The 22,395-nt window shown below is 73.2% G+C and carries 18 protein-coding genes; 8 read left to right on the top strand and 10 right to left on the bottom strand.

All coding sequences use genetic code 11. The annotated features are described in order from the left end of the window. Window positions 1-145: 145 nt before the first annotated feature. The 5 genes from ACWCWD_RS14865 to ACWCWD_RS14845 are packed head-to-tail and all read left to right on the top strand — an operon-like array spanning window position 146 to window position 6,211. Entirely contained in the window at window positions 146-2,014 is a 1,869-nt protein-coding gene (locus ACWCWD_RS14865) for an ABC transporter substrate-binding protein (RefSeq protein WP_450773004.1), read from the top strand. A 3-nt stretch (window positions 2,015-2,017) separates the two neighbouring features. After that, on the top strand, window positions 2,018-3,109 hold the full coding sequence (locus ACWCWD_RS14860; protein WP_450773002.1) for an ABC transporter permease: 1,092 nt from the start codon (window positions 2,018-2,020) through the stop codon (window positions 3,107-3,109). Beyond that, window positions 3,106-4,029, top strand: a complete 924-nt coding sequence (locus tag ACWCWD_RS14855) for an ABC transporter permease (RefSeq protein ID WP_450773000.1) — start codon at window positions 3,106-3,108, stop codon at window positions 4,027-4,029. The genes ACWCWD_RS14860 and ACWCWD_RS14855 overlap by 4 nt, the downstream gene beginning before the upstream one ends. A 23-nt stretch (window positions 4,030-4,052) precedes the next feature. Continuing rightward, window positions 4,053-5,162, top strand: coding sequence for an ABC transporter ATP-binding protein (locus ACWCWD_RS14850; protein WP_450772998.1), 1,110 nt, complete (start codon window positions 4,053-4,055; stop codon window positions 5,160-5,162). Beyond that, a complete protein-coding gene (locus tag ACWCWD_RS14845; protein WP_450772996.1) occupies window positions 5,159-6,211 on the top strand; it encodes an ABC transporter ATP-binding protein in 1,053 nt (350 codons plus the stop codon). Before ACWCWD_RS14850 ends, ACWCWD_RS14845 begins: the two co-directional genes overlap by 4 nt. Before the next feature lie 42 nt (window positions 6,212-6,253). On the opposite strand, the gene ACWCWD_RS14840 is transcribed toward ACWCWD_RS14845, so the two are convergent. From ACWCWD_RS14840 to rimP, 9 genes are all read right to left on the bottom strand, one after another. Beyond that, a complete protein-coding gene (locus ACWCWD_RS14840; RefSeq protein WP_450772994.1) occupies window positions 6,254-7,216 on the bottom strand; it encodes a bifunctional riboflavin kinase/FAD synthetase in 963 nt (320 codons plus the stop codon). A 46-nt stretch (window positions 7,217-7,262) separates the two neighbouring features. Further along, window positions 7,263-10,913 (bottom strand): trypsin-like peptidase domain-containing protein, encoded by a 3,651-nt coding sequence (locus tag ACWCWD_RS14835; RefSeq protein WP_450772993.1) that lies wholly within the window; start codon window positions 10,911-10,913, stop codon window positions 7,263-7,265. Window positions 10,914-11,187: 274 nt separating this feature from the next. Next, the gene (truB, locus tag ACWCWD_RS14830; protein WP_450772991.1) at window positions 11,188-12,087 is read right to left on the bottom strand and encodes a tRNA pseudouridine(55) synthase TruB; all 900 of its coding nucleotides are present in this window, start codon (window positions 12,085-12,087) and stop codon (window positions 11,188-11,190) included. Beyond that, window positions 12,084-12,527, bottom strand: coding sequence for a 30S ribosome-binding factor RbfA (gene rbfA, locus ACWCWD_RS14825; RefSeq protein ID WP_327178285.1), 444 nt, complete (start codon window positions 12,525-12,527; stop codon window positions 12,084-12,086). The genes truB and rbfA overlap by 4 nt, the downstream gene beginning before the upstream one ends. Window positions 12,528-12,550: 23 nt before the next feature. After that, complete coding sequence (locus tag ACWCWD_RS14820; protein WP_266709805.1) at window positions 12,551-12,847, bottom strand: DUF503 domain-containing protein; 297 nt, start codon at window positions 12,845-12,847, stop codon at window positions 12,551-12,553. Between the two features lie 138 nt (window positions 12,848-12,985). Beyond that, the gene (gene infB, locus ACWCWD_RS14815) at window positions 12,986-16,117 is read right to left on the bottom strand and encodes a translation initiation factor IF-2 (protein ID WP_450772989.1); all 3,132 of its coding nucleotides are present in this window, start codon (window positions 16,115-16,117) and stop codon (window positions 12,986-12,988) included. Window positions 16,118-16,257: 140 nt separating this feature from the next. Continuing rightward, the gene (locus ACWCWD_RS14810; protein WP_327178282.1) at window positions 16,258-16,545 is read right to left on the bottom strand and encodes a YlxR family protein; all 288 of its coding nucleotides are present in this window, start codon (window positions 16,543-16,545) and stop codon (window positions 16,258-16,260) included. A gap of 213 nt (window positions 16,546-16,758) precedes the next feature. Further along, entirely contained in the window at window positions 16,759-17,799 is a 1,041-nt protein-coding gene (gene nusA, locus ACWCWD_RS14805; protein WP_386892477.1) for a transcription termination factor NusA, read from the bottom strand. A gap of 2 nt (window positions 17,800-17,801) precedes the next feature. Beyond that, window positions 17,802-18,308, bottom strand: a complete 507-nt coding sequence (gene rimP, locus ACWCWD_RS14800) for a ribosome maturation factor RimP (protein WP_450772988.1) — start codon at window positions 18,306-18,308, stop codon at window positions 17,802-17,804. 176 nt (window positions 18,309-18,484) lie between these two features. Here rimP and ACWCWD_RS14795 point away from each other — a divergent pair, with 176 nt between their 5' ends. The 3 genes from ACWCWD_RS14795 to ACWCWD_RS14785 are packed head-to-tail and all read left to right on the top strand — an operon-like array spanning window position 18,485 to window position 20,531. Then, window positions 18,485-19,090 carry a hypothetical protein gene (locus tag ACWCWD_RS14795; RefSeq protein WP_450772987.1) on the top strand — a complete coding sequence of 202 codons (606 nt, stop codon included), beginning with the start codon at window positions 18,485-18,487 and terminating at the stop codon, window positions 19,088-19,090. Next, window positions 19,087-19,569: a DUF4439 domain-containing protein gene (locus ACWCWD_RS14790; RefSeq protein WP_450772985.1), complete on the top strand. Its 483-nt coding sequence runs from the start codon at window positions 19,087-19,089 to the stop codon at window positions 19,567-19,569. Before ACWCWD_RS14795 ends, ACWCWD_RS14790 begins: the two co-directional genes overlap by 4 nt. Window positions 19,570-19,610: 41 nt before the next feature. Further along, a complete protein-coding gene (locus ACWCWD_RS14785) occupies window positions 19,611-20,531 on the top strand; it encodes an aminoglycoside phosphotransferase family protein (protein ID WP_450772983.1) in 921 nt (306 codons plus the stop codon). A gap of 116 nt (window positions 20,532-20,647) precedes the next feature. Here the strand turns inward: ACWCWD_RS14785 and ACWCWD_RS14780 are convergent, their stop codons facing one another. After that, on the bottom strand, window positions 20,648-22,351 hold the full coding sequence (locus ACWCWD_RS14780; protein ID WP_450772981.1) for a proline--tRNA ligase: 1,704 nt from the start codon (window positions 22,349-22,351) through the stop codon (window positions 20,648-20,650). Window positions 22,352-22,395: the final 44 nt, after the last annotated feature.

Here is a 22,395-nt window from a genome sequence, read left to right as displayed (position 1 = left end):
TTTGCGTATTCCCGCAGCCCACACGCCGTTTCGCCGACCGTTGACTCCAGTTGGCCGCCGCTGATAAACCTTCGCTTCACCAGTTGGCGAACCACTGCTCTACCCGCCGCCCCACAAGCGAGTCATGACGCGAGGTCGACGTCCCATGGTCACAAGAAGTCCCGTCCGTTCCGCCCGGCCAGGCCATCGTCTGCGCCTCCTCACGGCCTCGGGTGCCGCCGCGCTGGCGCTCGCCGCCGGATCGCTCGTACCGGGCGCCCCCGCTCCGCTCGCCGCCTCACCCGCCCACGCCGACTCCGGGAAGACGACCCTCACGGTCGCGGTCGCCCAGAGCGTGGACTCGCTGAGCCCGTTCCTGGCACAGCGGCTGTTGAGCACCAGCGTCCTGCGGCTCATGTACGACTACCTGACGAACTATGACCCCAAGGACAGTCACGCCGTCCCGGGTCTCGCCACCAAGTGGGAACCGTCCGCGGACAAGCTGACGTGGACGTACACCATACGGTCCGATGCGAAGTGGTCGGACGGGGAGAAGGTCACCGCCGAGGACGCGGCGTGGACCTTCAACACGATGATGAAGGACGAGGGAGCGGCCACCGCCAACGGCTCCTTCGTCACCAACTTCGACAAGGTGACCGCGCCCAGCCCGGACAAGCTCGTCGTCACCCTGAAGAAGCCGCAGGCGACGATGGCCGCGCTCGACGTGCCGATCGTCCCCGAGCACGTCTGGAAGGACGTCACCGACTTCTCGAAGTTCAACAACGACACGAAGTTCCCCATCGTCGGTGACGGACCGTTCATCCTGACCGACTACAAGGTCGACAGCTACGTCAAGCTCAAGGCCAACAAGACCTTCTGGCGCGGGTCGCCCAAGTTCGACGAGATCGTGTTCCGGTACTACAAGGACCAGGACGCGGCCGTCGCCGCCCTGCGCAAGGGCGAGGTCTCCTTCGTCGCGGGCAGCCCGAGCCTGACGCCCGCTCAGGCGGCCTCGCTCAAGTCCGCCCCGAACATCAAGGTGAACGAGGGCCCCGGCCGCCGCTTCTACGCGCTGGCCACCAACCCGGGCGCGCGCACCAAGGACGGCCAGAAGTTCGGCGACGGCAACCCGGCCCTGCTCGACCAGAAGGTCCGCCAGGCGCTCTTCCTCGCCGTCGACCGGAAGACCATCATCGACAAGGTCTTCCAGGGCCACGCGGTGGAGGGCGCGGGGTACATCCCGCCGCGCTTCTCCGCGTACCAGTGGCAGCCCGCCGCCGGACAGCAGCTGAGCTACGACCCCGCCCGCGCCGCCTCCCTGCTCGACCAGGCCGGGTACAAGAAGAACGCCGAAGGCAAGCGGGTGGGCAAGGACGGCAAGCCGCTGGACCTGCGCATCCTCTGCCACGCCACCGACCCGAACGACAAGGCCGTCGGCAAGTACCTCCAGGAGTGGTGGGGCGACCTGGGCGTCGGCCTGAAGGTCGACTGCCTCGACAACGTCTCGGATCCCTGGTACGCCGGTGAGTACGACCTCGCCTTCGACGGCTGGTCCGTCAACCCGGACCCGGACTTCGTCCTCTCCATCCACACCTGCGGTGCCCTGCCCGCCAAGGCCAAGGAATCGGCCGCCACGGACAACTTCATCTGCGACCCGCAGTTCGACGACCTCTACGCGAAGCAGCTGGCCGAGTACGACCCCGCCGCCCGCGCGACGCTCGTCAAGGACATGCAGTCGCGGCTGTACGACACCGGGTACATGAACGTCATGGCGTACCCGAACGCCGTGGAGGCCTACCGCACCGACCAGATCGCCTCCATCACCACCATGCCCTCGGACGCCGGCAACATCTACGGCCAGGACGGCTACTGGAGCTGGTGGTCGGCGGTCCCGGCCGCCTCGGCGAGCGGTTCCTCGGACTCGGGCAGCTCCACCGGGGTGCTCGTCGGCGTCGGCATCGCCGTCGTCGTTCTGGCCGGTGGCGGACTGCTGTTCGCCCTGCGCCGCCGTTCCACCGCGGAGGACCGTGAATAACCGATGAGCACTGACAGCACTCCCTTGCCGGGCTTCGGCCCGGCGGGCGTGGAGGGTGCGGGAACCGCCGGTCCGGCTCAGGCCGGGCCGGCGGTCCGCGGTCCGCGCGCCCGCTCCACCACCGCCTACCTCCGCTACGCGGCGGGCAAGCTGGCCGGTGCGGCCGTCTCGCTCTTCGCCGTCCTGGTCACCAGCTTCTTCCTCTTCCGTCTGATCCCCGGCGACCCGGTCAAGCAGATGACCGGCGGACGCCAGGTGACCACCGAGCAGATCGCCGCGATGCGGCGGGAGTTCGGCCTCGACCTGCCGCTCTGGCGGCAGTTCACCCAGTACTGCGGCAACGCCCTGACCGGCGACTTCGGCACCTCGTACCAGTTCCGCACCCCGGTCGTCGACAAGATCGCCGAGGCGCTGCCCGCGACGCTGCTGCTCACCGGGACCGCGTTCGTGATCTACACCGCGATCGGCATCTGGCTGGGCTCCCGCTCCGCCTGGCGCAACGGCTCCTTCGGGGACCGCTTCCACACCGCGTTCGCGCTGACCCTGTACTCCGTACCGTCGTTCTGGCTCGGACTGCTGCTGATCATCACGCTCTCGGTCGGCATCGGCCCGATCCCCGGGCTCTTCCCGACCGGTGGCATGGAGTCCGGTGACTCGTCCGGCTTCGGGTACGTCCTCGACGTCGCCCACCACCTGGTGCTGCCCGTCCTCACGCTGGTGGCGGTGGAGTACGCCCGCACCCTGCTGGTGATGCGCTCCTCGCTGCTCGACGAGATGGGCAGCGACTACCTCACGACGGCCCGTGCGAAGGGGCTGCGGGACGACCAGGTCCGCCGCAAGCACGCGGTGCCGAACGCGATGCTGCCGACGGTCACACTGCTCTTCGTCAACCTCGGCAACACGGTCGCCGGCGCCATCCTGGTGGAGACCGTGTTTTCCTGGCCGGGCCTCGGCGGTCTCTTCTACCAGGCACTGAGCGTGCCCGATCTGCCGTTGGTGCAGGCGCTGTTCTTCGTCTTCGCCGCCGCGGTGATCCTGATGAACACGCTCGCCGACGTGCTCTATCCCCTCTTCGATCCCCGGGTGGGCCGATGACGACCTCGACGGACGCGCTGGGGCCGGGCAGCAGCCCGCGCTCACTGGCGTGGACCCGCAGGCGGCGGGCCGCCGCCCGCTTCTGGGCGCAGTACCGGACGCACCGGGCCGGGGTGGTGGGGCTCGCCGTGCTGGTGGTCATCGCCGTGCTGGCGCTGGCGGCCCCGCTGCTGGTGGGGGCCGACTCGAAGAGCGTCACCGAAGCCCCCGGCGGACCCATGGAGTCGCCGAGTGCGGAGTTGCCCCTCGGTACGGACCAGTTCGGCCGGAGCCTGCTGGCGCTGCTGCTCTGGGGTGCCCGGGTCTCGCTCACCGTGGGGCTGCTCGCCGCCTTCCTCTCGGTGGCCATCGGCACCCTGGTGGGCGTCACCGCCGGTCACTTCAAGGGCTGGTACGGAACAGTGGCCATGCGGGTCACCGACTGGTTCCTGGTGATGCCGACGCTGGTGCTCGCCATCGCGCTGGCCACCGTGCTGTCGCGGTCGCTGTGGACCACCGTCCTCGCGATCGGCGTGACGACCTGGCCGACCACCGCCCGGCTGGTGCGGGCCCAGACGCTCTCGGTGGAGTCCCGCCCGTACATCGAGCGCTCCCGGGCGCTCGGCGGCGGGCACGGCCACATCATGAGCCGTCATGTGCTGCCCAACGTCATGCCGATGGTCCTCGCCCAGACCACACTGGCGATCTCGACCGCGATCCTCACCGAGGCGACCCTCGCCTTCCTCGGGCTCGGCGACCCCACGGTCGTCTCCTGGGGCGGGCTGCTCCAGGACGCCCGGGAGGCCGGGGCCGTCAGCTCGGGCAACTGGTGGTACCTCGCCCCGCCCGGACTGGCCATCGCGGTCGTCGCGCTCGCCTTCACCCTCTGCGGCCGGACCATCGAGTCCGTACTCAACCCCAAGCTGGGGGTGGCCCGTTGAGCACTCCCGAGGAACGGACCAGCATGACAGCGACCTCGCCAGGGCCCCTGCTTGAGGTGCGCGACCTCCGCGTCACCTACGGTTCCGGGCCGTCGGCCGTGCCCGCCGTGCGCGGCGTGGACCTGCGCGTCGACGCCGGGCAGAAGCTCGGCATCGCCGGGGAGTCCGGCTGCGGCAAGTCGACGCTGGCGCTCGCGCTGCTGCGGCTGCTGCCCGCGTCGGCCAAGCTGAGCGGCGAGATCCTGCTGGACGGCGAGGACGTCCTGACGATGAAGTGGGGCCGGCTGCGGGCGGTCCGCTGGGCGGGCGCGTCCATCGTCTTCCAGGGGGCCATGCACTCCCTCAACGCGGTGCACCGGGTCGGCGACCAGATCGCCGAACCGATCCTGCTGCACAAACGGGCCACCCCGGCCGCCGCCCGCACCCGCGCCGGTGAACTGCTGGAACAGGTGGGGCTGCCGGCGGCGCGGGCCGCCGCCTACCCGCACGAGCTCTCCGGCGGCCAGCGACAGCGGGTCATGATCGCCATGGCGCTCGCCTGCGACCCCCGGCTGATCGTCGCGGACGAACCGACCACCGCGCTCGACGTCATGATCCAGGCCCAGATCCTCCGGCTGATCGAACAGCTCGTCGCCGACCAGGACCTCGGCCTCGTCATGATCAGCCACGACCTGGCGGTCCTCTCCGACACCTGCGACCGGCTCGCCGTGATGTACGCGGGCCGGGTCGTGGAGGAGGGCCCGGCCCAGGAGGTGTACCGGCACGCCCGCCACCCGTACGGAGCGGCGCTCTCCGCCGCCTTCCCGCGCATCGGCGACCCCGCCTCGCGGCACGCCCCGCGCGGACTGCCCGGCGACCCGCCGGACCCGGCGGCGCTGCCCTCCGGCTGCGCCTTCCACCCCCGGTGCTCGGCGGCGCTGGACTCCTGCGCCGAGGAGGACCAGTGGCTGCGGGACGCCGGGCCCGGACGGCGCGCGGCCTGCGTCCTGGTGGGCCCTGCGACGGCGCCTGCCGCGGAACCCGCGCCCGTCGAAGAGCCGGTCGTGCCTGCGGCTGCGGAAGAGCCCGAGGACACCGGTACGGCCACGGGCACGAGCGAGCCCGGGGCAGAGGAAGCGAGGAGCACCCCATGACGACCACCCCCGTGCCCGGAACCCCCCCGTCGGCCACTCCGCCGCCGACCGCCCCCCTGCTGAGCGCCGAGGCGCTGGAGGTCACCTTCCCCGGCCGTCGGGGTGCCGCGCCCGCGCGGGCCGTGGACGGGGTGGCGCTCGACATCCGGCCCGGCGAGATCGTGGCCCTGGTCGGCGAGTCGGGGTGCGGCAAGACCACGCTCGCCCGTTCCCTGCTGGGCCTGGTGGCACCGACCTCGGGTCGGATCACCTTCGAGGGCCGGCCGCTGGACCCCTCGGCGCGGGCGATGAAGGCGTACCGCAAGCGCGCCCAGCTGGTGCTCCAGGACCCCAGTGGCTCCCTCAACCCCCGCCACACGGTGTACGACGCGGTGGCGGAGGGGCTGCGCATCCACGGGCACCGGGGCGACGAGACCGCGGCGGTGGCCGGGGCGCTCTCCCGGGCCGGGCTGCGGCCCCCCGAGCGGTTCTTCCTGCGCTACCCGCACGAGCTGTCGGGCGGTCAGCGTCAGCGCGTCGTCATCGCCGGGGCGCTGGTGCTGGAGCCCGAACTCCTCGTCGCCGACGAGCCGGTGGCCTCGCTGGACGCCTCGGTGCGCGGGGAGATCCTGGCGCTGCTCCTGCGGCTGAGGGACGAACTCGGTCTCTCCGCGCTGATCGTGACCCACGATCTCGGGCTCGCCTGGAACATCGCGGACCGGGTGGCGGTGATGTATCTGGGGCGGATCGTGGAGACCGGGGCCGTCGAGCAGATCCTGACGGCTCCCCGGCATCCGTACACCAAGGCGCTGCTGTCGGTGCTGCCGGAGGCGCCGGGCGAGCCGGTGGTGCTGTCCGGCGAGGCTCCGGACCCCTCGAACGTGCCGGGGGGCTGCCGGTTCCATGTCCGCTGCCAGGTGTTCGCCTCGGGCGAGGCCGAGCGGGCGGGGGTGGCGGACGCCTGCCGTACGCAGGACCTGCCGGTGCTCGACGGCGGCGGCGCCGGGCAGGTCGCCTGCCACTGGGCGCGCGCGACCGCCGGGGAGCAGCCGGCTCCGGCTCCGGCGTAGGTACGAGGGCCGGGCGTAGGTACGAGGGCCGGGCGTGGTTGGTCAGGCGCCGCGCTCGGCCTCGTACGCGTCGATCAGCTCGGTGCACCGCTCGACGTCGGCGGCCATCGCGACCAGCAGATCGTCGATGGAGTCGAACTTCAGCATCCCGCGCACGTAGGCGAGGAAGTCGACCGCCGCGTGCATGCCGTACAGGTCCAGGCCGACCCGGCCGATGGCGTACGCCTCCACGGTCCGCTCGACGCCGTCGAACTGCGGGTTGGTGCCGACCGAGATCGCGGCGGGCATGCACTCGCCGGCCACGTCGAGCCAGCCCGCGTAGACGCCGTCGGCGGGGATCGCGCTGTGCGGGACCGTCTCGACGTTGGCGGTGGGGAAGCCGAGGTCCCGGCCGCGCTGCGCACCGCGCACCACGATGCCTTCGACCCGGTGCGGACGGCCCAGGATCTCGGCGGCGCCGGAGACGTCGCCCTCCGCGATCAGCCGGCGGGCGAGGGTGGACGAGAACGGCAGTCCCTCGCCCACCTCTCCGGTGACGAACAGGTCGACGACCTCGACGGTGTAGTCGTAGGTGGAGCCCAGTTCGGAGAGGAGCCCGACGTTGCCCGCCGCCCTGTGGCCGAACCGGAAGTTCGGTCCCTCGATGACGGTGCGCGCGTGCAGCCGGTCGACCAGCACCTTCACGATGAAGTCGGCCGGCGCCAGCTTCGAGAATTCCAGGGTGAACGGCAGGATGAGCAGCGCGTCGACGCCCAGCTCCGCCATCAGCTCCGCGCGGCGCAGGTGCGGGGCGAGCAGCGGCGGGTGGCTGCCGGGGCGGACGACCTCGCTGGGGTGCGGGTCGAAGGTCACCACGACGGACGGGACACCCAGCTCACGGGCGCGTTCCACGGCCCGGCCGATGATCAGCTGGTGCCCTCGGTGCACCCCGTCGTAGGACCCGATGGTGACGACGCTGCGTCCCCAGTCCTCTGGGATGTCCTCCAAGCCGCGCCAGCACTGCACCGTGACCGCTCCTCGCCCGAGTCTGCATCTACATGCGGTATGTAGATTACGCAGGCCTAAGACTGCCATGCTCGTGCCCGGTCGCCTGCATCGGCACCGTCATCGTGCGCCGGGAGGCCGTCAGGTGCTCCAGGGCGGCCCTGGCGTCGGGCCCCACCACGGCCGCCCACTCCTCGGGGGCGGCGGCCAGCCATCGGCAGACCATCGGAGCGAATCCGGGCACGGCGGACGCGAGGGCGACCAGTTCGCGGTCGAACCGCTCGGCGCCCTCGGCCGACCGTACGAGGAGTGTCCCGGTACGGTGCACCAGCGCGCGGGTCCGGGGCTCGGGGCGGCGCGCCGAACCGGCCGCGGCCGCCCGGAGCAGGGCGTGCAGCACGTCCGGGTCGCGCCCGGTGGTCTGCTCGTACTCCATCAGCGTCTCCAGCAGCTCGGCGCGCGCGGGCCGGGACGCGGGGCTGCCCCCGGAGGCGAGGGTCCGGGCCAGCGCCGCGCGGACCGGGGCGGGCGCGGGCGGGTCCCGGAGCAGCGAGGCGACCAGGGGAAGCAGCAGCGCGCGGGCCGCGGCGCCCTGTTCGAGCCGCTGGTCCACCAGGGCGGCGACCCGTGCGCCGGCGGAGCCCTCGCCGTCCCCGGAGCGCTGGAGGTAGGTGCGGACGAGTCCGGCGGTGTGCAGCGAGAGCGCCGGGAGGTCCAGGGCGGCCAGCTCGGCGAGCGCCTTGCCCGCCTCCTCCCCCGGGCGGGACAGCCGGCCGTGGAGGGCGGCGAGCACGGGCTGCGGGGACGTCGGCAGCGCCTCGGCGACCAGGACGGTCGGCAGGCCGGGCGCGCCTTCGGCGTAGGCCCCCAGTGCCTGGGGCAGCCACCGGTCCCGGGTCTCGGGGTCGCGGAGGAGGAGCGCGAGCGCCGGGCCGTGCAACGGGCCGTCCTCCGTGCGCCCCAGCAGGGCGAGGGCGGCGGCGCGCAGCAGCGCCCGGTCCTCGGCCGCCTCCGCCCGCCCGAAGACGGCTCCGGCGTAGCGCGCGGCGGCGGCGCGGCGCTCGGGGCGCTCGTCGTCCCGCGCCCAGCGGGCGGCCGCGCGGCTCAGGGTTGTGGGCTCGTCCTCGGCGAGGGCGAGGAGGAGTTCGGCGGCGCACGGGTGCGGGGTGTCCACGAGGGCGTCGGCGAGGTCGTCCGGGGCGAGGTCGCGGCGTGCGTACAGCAGGGTCTGCGCGGCGGTGGCCACGGTGGGCCGCCGGGGCGGGTGGCCGTCCGCCGGGTCGTCGGGACCGCCGGAGCGGAGCAGCGGGCGCTCGTCGGTGAACCAGCCGCAGAGCATCCGTCGCACCGCCGCCGGGGCCGCCGGGCCCTCGGTCAGCAGACGGTCCACCGCGTCGAGGAAGCGCTCCTCACCGGCGCGTCCCGTCCCCCCGTCGGCGGGCATCAGCATCCGCAGCAGGTCGACCCGGTCCTCCAGGGGCAGCCGCAGCCGCCGCCAGAACCACGGGTCGAACGCGGTGTACGCCCCGCCCGGCACGGCACCGTCCGGCCCGGCGGCCCGGGTGATCCGCCCGGCGAGCACCCGCAGCACTCCGGCGTACGGGCGGGCGTCGGCGACCTTGAGCAGCGTCTCGCGCAGCAGCCGGGCGGCCCACCACGCGGCGTCCTCGTGGCCGGGGCGCCAGGGGCGGCCGTCCCGGAGACGGGCGCCCAGCCGGTCGAGCGCCTCGATCAGGTCGGCCATGCGGTGTGCGAGGGCGGCGTCGCCGTGGCGCCGGCCGGCCAGCAGCATCGCCTGGACGACCGGCCCGATGCGGTGGCGGGGTACGGGCAGGTGGTGCGAGGAGGCCGGGCCGCCCTCCGGTCCGGGGCCCGGCCGGTTGTCGGGTCGCTCGTCGGGCCGCTCGTCGGCGTGCCACCGGTGCACCAGGAAGGTCAGGGCGGCGTCCAGGTCGAGGTGGGCGCCCTGCACCCAGTCGCCGACCTCCTCGTGGGCGAAGCGGTAGCCCTCACCGGCCGGGACGAGGAGGCCCTCGGCCAGGACGGCGGAGGCCCAGCCGGTGCGCCGGGGGAAGAGCTCCTCGAAGGCGGTCCGGTCCAGCTCCCCCTGGCCGGGCCCCAGGCACCGGCGGGCCGCCTCGTGCACCTGGCCCGCCACCCGCGCGGCGAGCCTGCGTACGGCGGGGCCGCTCATGGGGGGATCGGCGGGCGCCGCGATCCGTACCGCCACCCGGGCGCAGGTCAGGTCGAGGTGGGCGGAGAAGACGTCCTCGGTGTCCGGGGTGCCGGGCACGTCGGGCGGCAGCACCGCGCGGAGCTCGGCGAGGAGTCCCAGGGTCAGCGGATGGCGGTCGTGCCCGGCGGCTACGGCTCCGTCCGCGAGGGCGTACCGCTCCCTGGCCCGGGCCGCCTGCTCCTCGTCGAGGTCGCCGAGGAGCAGTCCGGGCGGCAGGCCGACGGCGGGGCGCGCGGGGTGGTGCAGGACGCCCGGCGGGTGGAGGGCGCCCGCCGTCTCCCAGTGCTCGGGCCGGCAGGCGACCACCATGCGGGCCTCGTGGGCCCGGAGCCAGCCGGCGGTGGCCGAGGTCCATCCGGCGAGCCGGTGGGCGAGGGCGGTCGGCATCTCCTCGGGGCCGTCGAGCAGCACGAGCAGCGGGCGCCCGGCGCCTGCGGCGAGGGCGGCGATCCGCTCGGGGGTGGCTCCGGCCGTACCGTCCTCCGGGGCTCCCGGGCCGTCCGCCGCGTTCACGGTGCGGACGGAGCGGTCCAGGGTCCGGGCGACGGCGTCGGCCACCGAGTGGTCGTCGGCGAGCAGATCGGCGCCGCGCAGCCAGAGGGTGGGCGCGCGGCCGCCCGCCTCGGCGCGTCGGGCGGCGAGGGCGGCGAGTTCGGTGGTGCGGCCGGTGCCGGGTGCGCCGACGAGCCCGAGGACGGTCGCCGGACCGCTCTCGAAGGCGGCGAGCTCTGCGGCGACGTCTTCGCGTGGGACGGGTTCGACGGGGTGGGTGCCCCGTTGGGTGGAGCGGGCCGTGCCGACGGAGGTGGCGGTGAGCCGGAGGGCGCCCGCGAGGTTGAGGTCTGGGCCGTAGCCGGGGACGGTGAGGGCGTTGCGCGCGAGGAGCTCGTCGAGCGGGCCGCCGTCGCCGGGGTGCAGCAGCAGGGCGAGCCCGGCCGCCTCGTGGCCGGCGCGCAGCGCGGGGCAGAGCACGCCGAGGACGGCTCCGGTACGGGGGTCGGTGACGGGTCCGCCGACGGCGGCGCCGCCGGAGCGCAGCGCGTCCCGGCCGTCGGTGCCGACGGCGAGCTCCAGCACGGCGGCCACCGGATGCGCGTGGCCGTCGCGGGTGGGGTAGGTGGCCGGGGTGGTGCCGAGCACGCGGGCCTGGCGGATGCCGTGCGCGGCGATGTGCACGTACGCGCCCGGCTCCGCGCGTTCGGGTGCGGCGATGGGCAGGGGTTCCAGGCCGAGGGCCGCGGTGTCCCCGGTGCGCAGCAGCGCGAGGCCGAGGGCGGGCAGCGGGACGATGCTCCCGGGGTCCACCGGGTGGGGGGCGCCGTCCGCCCCGTGCAGGAGGAGCGGAGCGCCCGGCGCGGGGCCGTCGAGGACCTGGTGGCTGGTCACGACGGTGCCCCGGTCGTCGGCCAGGAATCCGGTGCCCCGGGGCCGGCCTGCCTGGTCGCAGATCCTCACCAGCGTCGTCCGGTCCCCGCTTCCCATGGGTCCGAAGGTAGGCGGACGGGGGTGGCCCGATAGGCCAGAACGGGTGAATGCGCCCCCTCACGCCCCCGATTCACCCCGAGCGCCCGTCCATTGGGGTGAGTTCGGGGGCCCGAATGGACAGAGTGCTCGGCGGAGGGGGGTTCGTGGAGACCGGGGGGCCTGCTCCACGAGAACGGCCTGCTTCCCGTCCGGTGCGCACCGGACGGGAAGCAGGCCGCCTGAAGAAGCCGTGCGGGAGAACGAGAACGCCGGGAGACGGCCCGGGGACCGCTCAGGCGAAGACGGCGAGGCTCTTGGCCTTGCCCTTCTCCTCCTCCACCAGCACGAGGAAGGCGCCGTCCGGCCCGAAGACCGCGACCGGCCCCGGCGGGTACGCCGGCATGTCCAGCCGGACCCCGTTGAGCAGCAGCTTGGCCCGCTTCTCGTCCACGTCCCAGCGCGGGAACGCCGACGCGGCGGCCTCGGCCACCGGGATCACGGTGAGCTCCTGCTGGTGCTGGTCGAGCGTCCGGGCCGTGTCGATGCCGTACGGGCCGACCCGGGTGCGCCGCAGCGCCGTCAGGTGCCCGCCGACGCCGAGCCCGGCACCGAGGTCCCGGGCGAGGGCCCGGATGTACGTCCCCGAGGAGCAGACGACGGAGACGACCAGGTCCAGCACCGGGGTGCCGTCCTCCGCGACCGCCTCGCGGACGTCGTAGACGCGGAACGAGGAGACCGTCACCGGACGGGCCGGGATCTCGAACTCCTCGCCGCCGCGCACTCGCGCGTACGACCGCTTGCCGTCGATCTTGATGGCGCTGACCTTGGACGGGACCTGCATGATCGGTCCGGTCAGTGCGGCGACCCCGGCGTCGATGCCCTCACGGGTGACCTCGGAGGCGTCGGTGGACGAGGTGATCTCGCCCTCGGCGTCGTCGGTGACGGTGTCCTGGCCCAGCCGGATCGTACCGAGGTACTCCTTCTCGGTGAGGGCGAGGTGGCCGAGCAGCTTGGTGGCCCGTTCCACGCCGAGCACCAGCACCCCGGTCGCCATCGGGTCCAGCGTGCCGGCGTGGCCGACGCGACGGGTCCGGGCGATGCCACGCATCTTGGCGACGACGTCGTGCGAAGTGAAGCCGGACGGCTTGTCGACGATGACAAGGCCGTCCGGCGTCCTGATCTGCTCCGTCATGCTGAGGTGTCGTCCTCGTCCTCAGGCTTGCGGTACGGGTCGGCGCCACCGGCGTACGTGGCGCCCGAGGACGCCTCGCGCACCTTGGCGTCCGAGGCCCGCACCTGGTCGAGGAGGTCCTCGATCGCCTTGGCGTTGCCCGGCAGGGCGTCCGCCACGAAGGCGAGGGTGGGGGTGAACTTGGTCCCCGCCGCCGCCCCGACCGCCGACCGCAGCACGCCCTTGGCGCTCTCCAGGCCGGCCGCCGCGCTGGCACGGTCCTCGTCGTCGCCGTAGACCGTGTAGAAGACCGTGGCCTCCCGCAGGTCACCGGTGACGCGGGTGTCCGTGATCGTCACGTGGGTACCCAGCCGGGGGTCCTTGACCCCGCGCTGCAGTTTCTCGGCGACCACCTGCTGGATGAGGTCCGCCAGCTTCTTCGCCCGCGCGTTGTCGGCCACTGGTCCGTCTCCTTCTGCCTTGCTCAATCGTCTTCGTCGCTGTGCAGCCGCCGCCGTACGGACAGCAGCTCCACTTCCGGCCGGCCGGCGACGAGTCGCTCGCACCGGTCCAGCACGTCTGTGAGGTGCCGGGTTTCCCCGGAGACCACGGCGAGGCCGATTTCGGCCCTGCGATGGAGATCCTGATCGCCCGTCTCCGCCACGCTCACCGCGAATCTGCGCTGGAGCTCGGCGACGATCGGCCGGACGATGGAACGCTTCTCCTTCAACGACCGTACGTCGCCGAGGAGCAGATCGAAGGACAGAGTCCCCACATACATGGATGCCCGGATGTCCCGCCGGTTCGGGTTCGTGTCCTGCGCACGCTTGGCAGGAACACCAGAACCGTACACGGAACGGCCGGGGCCGATCGACGGGAATTTCCTCCCGCCGATCGGCCCCGACTGTTGAGGTACGGGTCAGCCTCGCGGCTTCTCGCGCATCTCGTACGTCGCGATGACGTCGTCGATCTTGATGTCGTTGAAGTTTCCGAGGTTGATACCGCCCTCGAAGCCTTCGCGGATCTCGGTGACGTCGTCCTTGAAGCGGCGCAGACCGGAGATGTTGAGGCTCTCCGCAATGACCTTGCCGTCGCGGAGCAGGCGCGCCTTGGTGTTGCGCTTGACCTCGCCCGACCGGACCAGGACACCGGCGATGTTGCCCAGCTTGGACGAGCGGAAGACCTCGCGGATCTCCGCCGTACCGAGCTCGACCTCTTCGTACTCCGGCTTGAGCATGCCCTTGAGGGCCGCTTCGATCTCTTCGATCGCCTGGTAGATGACCGAGTAGTACCGGACGTCCACACCTTCGCGCTCGGCCATCTGCTGCGCGCGCCCTGCGGCACGCACGTTGAAGCCGATCACGATGGCGTCGGAGCCGGTCGCCAGGTTGATGTCCGACTCGGTGACCGCACCCACACCGCGGTGCAGGATGCGGATGTCGACCTCGTCGCCGACGTCGAGCTGGAGCAGCGAGGACTCGAGAGCCTCCACCGAACCGGACGCGTCGCCCTTGATGATGAGGTTGAGTTCCTGGACCAGACCGGCCTTGAGCGCCTCGTCGAGGTTCTCCAGGGAGAACCGGACACCCTTGCGGGCGAAGTTGGCGTTGCGCTCGCGGGCCGCACGCTTCTCGGCGATCTGCCGGGCCGTGCGGTCCTCGTCGACGACCAGGAAGTTGTCGCCGGCACCCGGGACGTTGGTGAGACCGAGGACGAGGACGGGGGTCGACGGACCCGCTTCCTCGACGTTCTCGCCCTTGTCGTCGAGCATGGCGCGGACTCGGCCGTAGGCGTCGCCGACGACCATCGTGTCGCCGACCCGCAGCGTGCCTCGCTGCACCAGGACGGTGGCGACGGCACCGCGACCGCGGTCGAGGTGGGACTCGATCGCAATACCCTGCGCGTCCTGCTCCGGGTTGGCCCGCAGGTCGAGCGAGGCGTCGGCGGTGAGGACGACGGCCTCCAGCAGGGAGTCGATGTTGAGACCCTGCTTGGCGGAGATGTCGACGAACATGGTGTCGCCGCCGTACTCCTCGGCCACCAGACCGAACTCGGTGAGCTGACCGCGCACCTTGACCGGGTCGGCACCCTCGACGTCGATCTTGTTGACCGCGACCACGATCGGCACGTCGGCCGCCTTGGCGTGGTTCAGCGCCTCGATCGTCTGGGGCATCACACCGTCGTTGGCCGCCACCACGAGGATCGCGATGTCGGTCGACTTCGCACCACGGGCACGCATGGCGGTGAACGCCTCGTGACCCGGGGTGTCGATGAAGGTGATCTTCCGGTCCTCGCCGTTGACCTCGGCGGAGACCTGGTAGGCACCGATGTGCTGCGTGATGCCGCCGGCCTCGCCCGCGACGACGTTCGTCTTGCGGATCGCGTCGAGGAGTCGGGTCTTACCGTGGTCGACGTGACCCATGACGGTCACGACCGGCGGACGCGGGATGAGCGATTCCTCGCCGCCCTCGTCCTCGCCGAACTCGATGTCGAAGGACTCGAGCAGCTCGCGGTCCTCCTCCTCCGGGCTGACGATCTCGAGGACGAAGTTCATCTCGTCCGCGAGGAGCTTCAGCGTCTCGTCGGAGACGGACTGCGTGGCGGTGACCATCTCGCCGAGGTTCATCATCACGCCGACGAGCGACGCCGGGTTGGCGCCGATCTTCTCGGCGAAGTCGGTGAGCGAGGCACCGCGCGACAGGCGGACGGACTGTCCGTTGCCGCGAGGCAGCATCACGCCGCCGACCGACGGGGCCTGCATGGCCTCGTACTCCTGGCGCCTCTGCCGCTTCGACTTGCGACCACGACGCGCCGGACCGCCGGGACGGCCGAACGCACCCTGTGTGCCACCACGGCCACCGGGGCCGCCGGGACGACCACCGAAGCCGGGACGACCGCCGAAGCCGCCGCCACCGCCGCCGGGACGACCGGCACCGCCGCCGCCACCGCCGGGACCGGCCGGACGGCCGGCGAAGCCGCCACCGCCGCCGCCACCGGGACGACCCGCGAAGCCGCCGCCACCGGGACGACCGGCACCGCCGGCGCCGCCGGGACGACCCGCACCGCCGCCGGGACCACGGCCACCGCCGGGGCCACCGCCGGGACGCGGACCCGCAGCGGGACGCTGCGGCATCATGCCGGGGTTGGGACGGTTACCGGCGGGAGCGCCGGGACGCGGAGCCTGCGGGCGGGGCATGCCGCCCGGGGTGGGACGGGCACCGCCCTGGGCACCCTGCGGACGCGGGGCGCCGCCGGGACCGCCGGTGTTGCCCTGGGGGCGCGGGGCGCCGGGGCGCTCCTGACCGCCGCCGGGGCGCGGGGCACCGCCGGGACGGGGCGCCTGGGGGCGCGCCATGCCGGTGGAACCGCCGGAGGTGAACGGGTTGTTGCCCGGACGGGGACCGGCCGGACGTGCGCCGCCGGGACGCGGGGCGCCCTGGCCGGCGGGACGCGCCGGGCGGTCGCCGCCGCGGTTGTCGCGCTGACCGCCGTCACGGCTGTCGCGCTGGCCGCCGTCACGCTGGCCGCCGGCCGGAGCCGGACGGGCCGGGGCGGGACGCGGACCCGGGGTGGCACCCGCGGGGCGCGGGGCCTGGGGCTGCTGAGGCGCGGCCGGCTGGGCCGGCTCCGGCGCCGAGAACTCGGCGACGGGCACCGGGGTCACCGGGGCGGGCCGGGGAGCCGGACGCGGGCCCGGACGGGGACCGGCCGACGGTGCGGCGGGAGCCGCGGGGGCGCTGGTCTCCGGCGCGGCGGTCGGCTTGGGAGCCGGTGCGCCGGGCTTGGGGGCAGCGGGACGTGCCGCAGCGGCCGGGGAGGGCGCCGCGGGCTTGGCGGGGGCAGCCTTGCGAGGCGCTCCCGGCTTGGCAGCGGACTTGCCGGCGTTGCCGCCGGGCCCCTGCAGTGCATCGGTCAACTTGCGTACAACCGGCGCCTCGATCGTCGAGGACGCCGAACGGACGAATTCACCGAGTTCTTGGAGCTTGGCCATGACGACCTTGCTCTCTACGCCGAACTCCTTGGCGAGTTCGTATACCCGGACCTTAGCCACTTCGCTCCTTTTAGGTCCGGGTTACCGCCGGACCGTCGCTACTTCATGGGCGTACTCATCGCGTACTCATCGAGTGCTCATCGCAATCTCGACCTACTTCCAACTCGCGAGGTACCTGACCGCACGGGGACCCGTGCCGTTCACTTTTCTTGCGGTGCCACCCGCTCGACGAACCGCTGCAACGCGGTGGTGTCGAACGGCCCCTTGGCCTTGAAGGCCCGGAGGAATGCCCGGCGGCGGACCGCCAGGTCGAGACAGACAGATGCCGGGTGCACATACGCACCCCGGCCGGGCAGCGTACCGCGTGGATCAGGCGCACAAGCGCCCTCGTCCACCACGATGCGCAGCAACTCGGTCTTGGCCGCTCGCTCCCGGCATCCCACACAGGTGCGTTCGGGACAAGCGCGGGCTTGCGTCCGGCCAGACACGCTAAGTCTACCTCCCCGCGCCGACCTCACCCCTTTGGGGCAAAAATCGAACGGATGTTGTTGTGATCTCCAGCGGGTTCCCGCGTCGATCTATTCCTGTCGCCCCGGTTTCCGGTGGCGCGTACCCCGCTCCGGCAGTACGCCGCACGGACGGCGCGACCCCCGGTCCCTCCCGCCGGAGCGGGGTCCCGGAGGCCGGCGACCGTACGTCGGTCAGCCGCGCTCCGAGCGCTCCCGGGCCCGCTCGGCCCGCTCGCGGTCGGCGACGTCGCGCTCTTCGTCGGTCTCGGTGTCCGGGCGGATGTCGATGCGCCAGCCGGTGAGGCGTGCGGCCAGACGGGCGTTCTGCCCCTCCTTGCCGATCGCCAGCGAGAGCTGGTAGTCGGGCACGGTCACCCGGGCGGAGCGGGCACCGAGGTCGACGATCTCGACCTTGCTCACCCGCGCGGGGGACAGCGCGTTGGCGACCATCTCGGCCGGGTCGTCGGACCAGTCCACGATGTCGATCTTCTCGCCGTGCAGCTCGGCCATGACGTTGCGGACACGGCCGCCCATCGGGCCGATGCAGGCGCCCTTGGGGTTGAGCCCGGACCGGGTGGAGCGGACCGCGATCTTGGTGCGGTGGCCGGCCTCGCGGGCGATGGCGCAGATCTCGACGGAACCGTCGGCGATCTCCGGGACCTCCAGCGCGAAGAGCTTCTTCACCAGGTTGGGGTGGGTGCGCGACAGCGTCACGGACGGGCCGCGGACGCCCTTGGCCACCCGGACGACGTAGGTGCGCAGCCGCAGGCCGTGGGTGTACTCCTCGCCCGGCACCTGCTCCTGCACGGGCAGGATGGCTTCGAGCTTGCCGATGTCGACGAGGACGTTGCGCGGGTCCTTGCCCTGCTGGACCACACCGGTGACGACGTCACCCTCGTGCCCGGCGTACTCGCCGAAGGTCCGGTCGTCCTCGGCGTCGCGCAGCCGCTGCAGGATGACCTGCTTGGCGGTGGTCGCCGCGATGCGGCCGAAGCCGGACGGGGTGTCGTCGAACTCCTTGGCCTCCTGGCCTTCTTCCAGGTCGGCCGGGTCCTCCGTCGCCCAGACGGTGACGTGGCCGTTGCGGTCCAGCTCCACGCGCGCCCTGCGGAAGCTGCCGTCCGTGCGGTGGTACGCGATGAGGAGGGCCGACTCGATCGCCCCGACGAGCACGTCGAACGGGATTCCCTTGTCCTGCGCCAAGCCCCTCAGAAGCTTCACATCGATGTCCACGGCTACGCCTCCTCTTCCTTCTTGTCCTTGCGGTTGAATTCGATCTCCACGCGCGCCTTGTCGATCTCGGCGAAGGCGATCCGGCGCGAGGTGGGCTTGCGGCCCTTGACGCCCGGGACCTCCAGATCGAGGCCCTCGTCGTCGACCTCCAGCACGCGGGCGATCAGTTCGTCGGCGCCCGCCTCGGCGGTCAGCTTGAACTTGACCAGCCGGCCGGTGGCGCGGACGTAGTGGCGGTGCTCGGTCAACGGGCGGTCGGCGCCCGGCGAGCTCACTTCCAGGACGTACTCGTCCTCGCCCATCGCGTCGGTCTCGTCGAGCTTCTCGGAGAGGGAGCGGCTGAGCTCCGCGCAGGTGTCGAGTTCGACGCCGTCGTCCGAATCGACGACGATCCGCAGCACACGGCGGCGGCCGGCCCGGGACACCTCGATCTCCTCGAGGTCGAGCTGTACGGCGGCGACGAGCGGTTCGAGCAGCCCGCGCAGCCTCTCGCTCTGGTTGGTGCTCATCCGGGTGACTCCTCGGCCGCGTCTGCTGTTGTGGGGATCGTCGTGCGTCAGGACAAAGGGTATCCGGTCGCGAGGGGTGTTGCCGTCCTCAGGCCGCCCGCACGCGGGTACGCTCGCCAGCGGTGATCACTTCAGGACAGATCCTGTCAGGACTTGTTCAAGCCCGAAGGAGAAAAGTGCGGCCCACGGGGACGACGCGCAGGGGGGCTTTCACCGCCGCCGGAGCGCTCGTGGCGGGAACGGTACTGGCGGGCTGCGACGGCGGGGAACGGCCGGCCGCGGAGCGGACCGGGTCGGGCCGAGCCGCCCGGACGAGCCCCGAGCAGAGACTGCGGACGACCGCCGCGCGGACCAGCGCCGCGCTGCTCGCCCGGTACGACGGGGTCGCCGCCGCCCATCCGGCGGCGGCCGCCGGGCTCGCCCCGCTGCGGGCCGAGGTCCGGCAGCACACCGAGGCGCTCGCCGAGGGCACCGCGACGGCCTCGCCCCGCCCTTCGGCCACGGCGCCGACGGCGCCGGCGTCCACGGCCTCCGCGAGCCCCGCGCCCACGACCGAGGCGGTCGGGAGCACCGCCGGCCCCTCCGGCCCGGCGACGGCCGGTGACGCCCGCACCGCTCTGAAGGAGCTCGCGGCCGAGGCCCGGCGGGCGGGCGACGCCCACACCGCGTCACTGCTGGAGGCGGAACCGGAGCTGTCCCGGCTGCTGGCGTCGGTCGCCGCCGCCTGCGGCGTGCACGCGTACCTGCTCACCGAACTGGCCAAGGAGACCCCGGCATCATGACGGCCCAGGCACTGACGGCGGCGCAGGCCGCCCTGGCGGCCGAGCACGCGGCCGTCTACGGCTACGGCGTGGTCGGAGCGCGTACCTCCGGCAGCCGCCGCTCCGAGGCGACGAGCGCCTACCACGCGCACCGGGCCCGCCGGGACGCGCTGGCCCGGGCGGTGCGGGGCCTGGGCGGTGTCCCGGTGGTGGCGGACGCCGCGTACGCTCTGCCGTTCGCGGTCCACGACGGTGCGGCGGCGCTGCGGCTGGCGGCCGTCCTGGAGGACGGCGTCGCGGGTGCCTGCGCCGACCTCGTACGGGCCACGGAGGGCACGGACCGGCGGGACGCGGCGCTCGCGCTGCGGGAGGCCGCCGTGCGCGCTGCCCGCTGGCGGGGCTCCGGCGTAGCCTTTCCGGGGCTCGCGGAGCGGGCCGGGCGGGCGGGGACCGCGTCCCCCTCTCCCCCGGAGGCCGCCGGTGCCGCCGGGACGCACTGAATCGGGTCACTGAAGCGGCCTCGGAAAGGTACAAGGCAGGTATGGGTTTCGAACCGCCGCAGCGTCTGGCGCGAGCGCTGGACGAGCAGTACGGGAAGGCCGTGGCCGACGCCTGGCTGGGCTCGCTCGGCACGCTCGTGGAGGCGGAGCTCTCCGCCGGCGGCCGGGCCCTGACCGTCGACCGGGTGGCCGCCCCCGGCGGGCGTACCAGCGTGGTCCTGCTGGTACGCCGGGCGGACGGCACCCCGGCCGCGCTGAAGATCGCCCCGCCCGGGGCGGCGCCGGACGCCGAGCGGGCCGCACTGGCCCACTGGAACGGCTGGGGTTCGGTACGTCTCCTGGAGCCGGCCGACGCCCTGACGCCCGGCGGCGGGATGCTCCTTGAGCGCCTGCACCCGGAGGTGTCGCTGCGTTCGCTGCCGGAGGCCAAGGCGCTGCTGGAGGCGGCGGGCACGGTGCGCAGGCTCTGGGTGGAGCCGCCCCAGGGGCACGCGTTCGAGACAGTCGCCGAGCGGACCGGGCGGCGGACCGGCGCGATGCGCGCGTTCGCCGCGGGCGATCCCGAGCTGGCGCCCCTGGTGGAGGCGGCGCTGGCGGTCCGCGAGGAGCTGGTCGCGGACCCCACCGAGGCGCTGCTGCTGCACGGCAACTTCCGGCAGAGCAAGGTGCTGTCGGGCGAGCGGGCGCCCTGGCTCACCGTCGGGCCCGAGCCGCTGGTGGGTGAGCGCGCCTACGACCTGGCGCGGCTGGTACGCGACCGGGTGGAGGACCTGATCGCCTCGCCGGGCGGGCCGGCGACGGCCCGGCGCCGGGTGCGCAAGCTGGCGGACTCGCTGGAGGTCGGCCAGGAGCGGCTGCACGGCTGGACCCTGTTCCGGGCGGTGGAGTCGGGCACCCGGGCGCTGGCCGAGGGGCGTCGGCAGACGGGCGAGATGTCGCTGGAGTTCGCCGGGTGGCTCTGAGGCGGCCGCCTCCGCGGCCACTCACCGCACCGCCCGTACGCCACGACCCCCGTGCACCTCGTCGGTGCGCGGGGGTCGTGGCGTGAGGGCCGGGTCCTGCGGGCGGTGCCGGAGGATCAGCCCAGGTCGGCGGCGATGCGGGCGATCGCCTCGTCGACGGTGAGCTCCTCGCGCTCGCCGGTGCGGCGGTCCTTGAGCTCGACCACGCCTTCGGCGGAGCGGCGGCCGGCGACGAGGATGGTCGGCACGCCGATCAGCTCGGCGTCGGTGAACTTCACGCCCGGGGAGACACCGGCGCGGTCGTCGACCAGCACCCAGGCGCCCGCGGCCTTCAGCTTCTCGGAGACCTCCAGCGCCAGCTCGGTCTGGAGCGCCTTGCCCGCGGCGACGACGTGCACGTCGGCCGGGGCGATCTCGCGGGGCCAGCACAGGCCCTTGTCGTCGGCGGTCTGCTCGGCGAGGGCGGCCACCGCGCGGGAGACGCCGATGCCGTAGGAGCCCATCGTGACGCGGACCGGCTTGCCCTGCTGGCCGAGGACGTCGAGCGAGAAGATGTCGGCGTACTTGCGGCCGAGCTGGAAGATGTGGCCGATCTCGATGGCGCGGTCCACCTGGAGGCCGGAGCCGCACTTCGGGCAGGGGTCGCCCGCCTCGACGACGACCACGTCGAGGTAGTCGTCCACCTCGAAGTCGCGGCCCGCGACGACGTTCTTCGCGTGCTTGCCGTCCTTGTTGGCGCCGGTGATCCAGGAGGTGCCCGCGGCGACGCGGGGGTCGGCGATGTAGCGGACCTTCTCCAGGCCCTGCGGGCCGACGTAGCCGCGCACCAGGTCGGGGCGGCCCACGAAGTCCTCGGCGGTGACGAGCTCGACCACGGCGGGGGCGAGGTGCTCGCCGAGCTTGCCGAGGTCGACCTCGCGGTCGCCGGGTACGCCGACGGCGACGATCTCGCCGTCGACCTTGACCAGGAGGTTCTTCAGGGTGGCGGAGGCCGGGACGCCGAGGTGGGCGGCGAGGGTCTCGATGGTCGGGGTGTCGGGGGTGTCCAGCTCCTCGACCGGGCCGTGCGCCGAACCGTCGACGGCGGTGGCCTTGAAAGTCACGGCCTCCGTGTTGGCGGCGTAGTCGCAGTTCGGGCAGTCGACGAAGGTGTCCTCGCCGGCGGGCGCCGGGGCGAGGAACTCCTCGGAGGCGGAGCCGCCCATGGCGCCGGAGACGGCGGAGACGATGCGGTGGTCGAGGCCGAGGCGCTCGAAGATCCGGATGTACGCGGCGCGGTGCAGCTGGTACGCCTCGGCCAGGCCCTCGTCCGTGGTGTCGAAGGAGTACGAGTCCTTCATCTGGAACTCGCGGCCGCGCAGCACACCGGCGCGGGGGCGGGCCTCGTCGCGGTACTTGGTCTGGATCTGGTAGAGGATCACGGGCAGGTCCTTGTAGGACGAGCACATGTCCTTGACGACCTGGGTGAAGATCTCCTCGTGGGTGGGGCCGAGGAGGTAGTCGGCGCCCTTGCGGTCCTTGAGGCGGAAGAGCAGGTCGCCGTACTCGTCGTACCGGCCGCTCGCCTCGTACGCCTCCTTGGGCAGCAGCGCGGGAAGCAGCACCTCCTGGCCGCCGATGGCGTCCATCTCCTCGCGGACGACGCGGGTGATGTTCTCCAGGACCTTCTTGCCCAGCGGCAGCCAGGACCAGATACCGGCGGCGGTGCGGCGGACGTAACCGGCCCGGACGAGCAGCTTGTGGTTGAGCGTCTCGGCGTCCGCCGGGTCGTCGCGCAGTGTCTTGATCATCAATCGGGACATGCGCTGGACCTGGGCCATGATGAACTCCTGCTCGACTGTGTCTTCCGGGGGGACGCCCCCGG

The organism is Streptomyces sp. NPDC001493 (assembly GCF_053597235.1).
The sequence above is the reverse complement of the archived record's forward strand: the minus strand, read 5'-3'. Positions and strand labels throughout refer to the sequence as shown.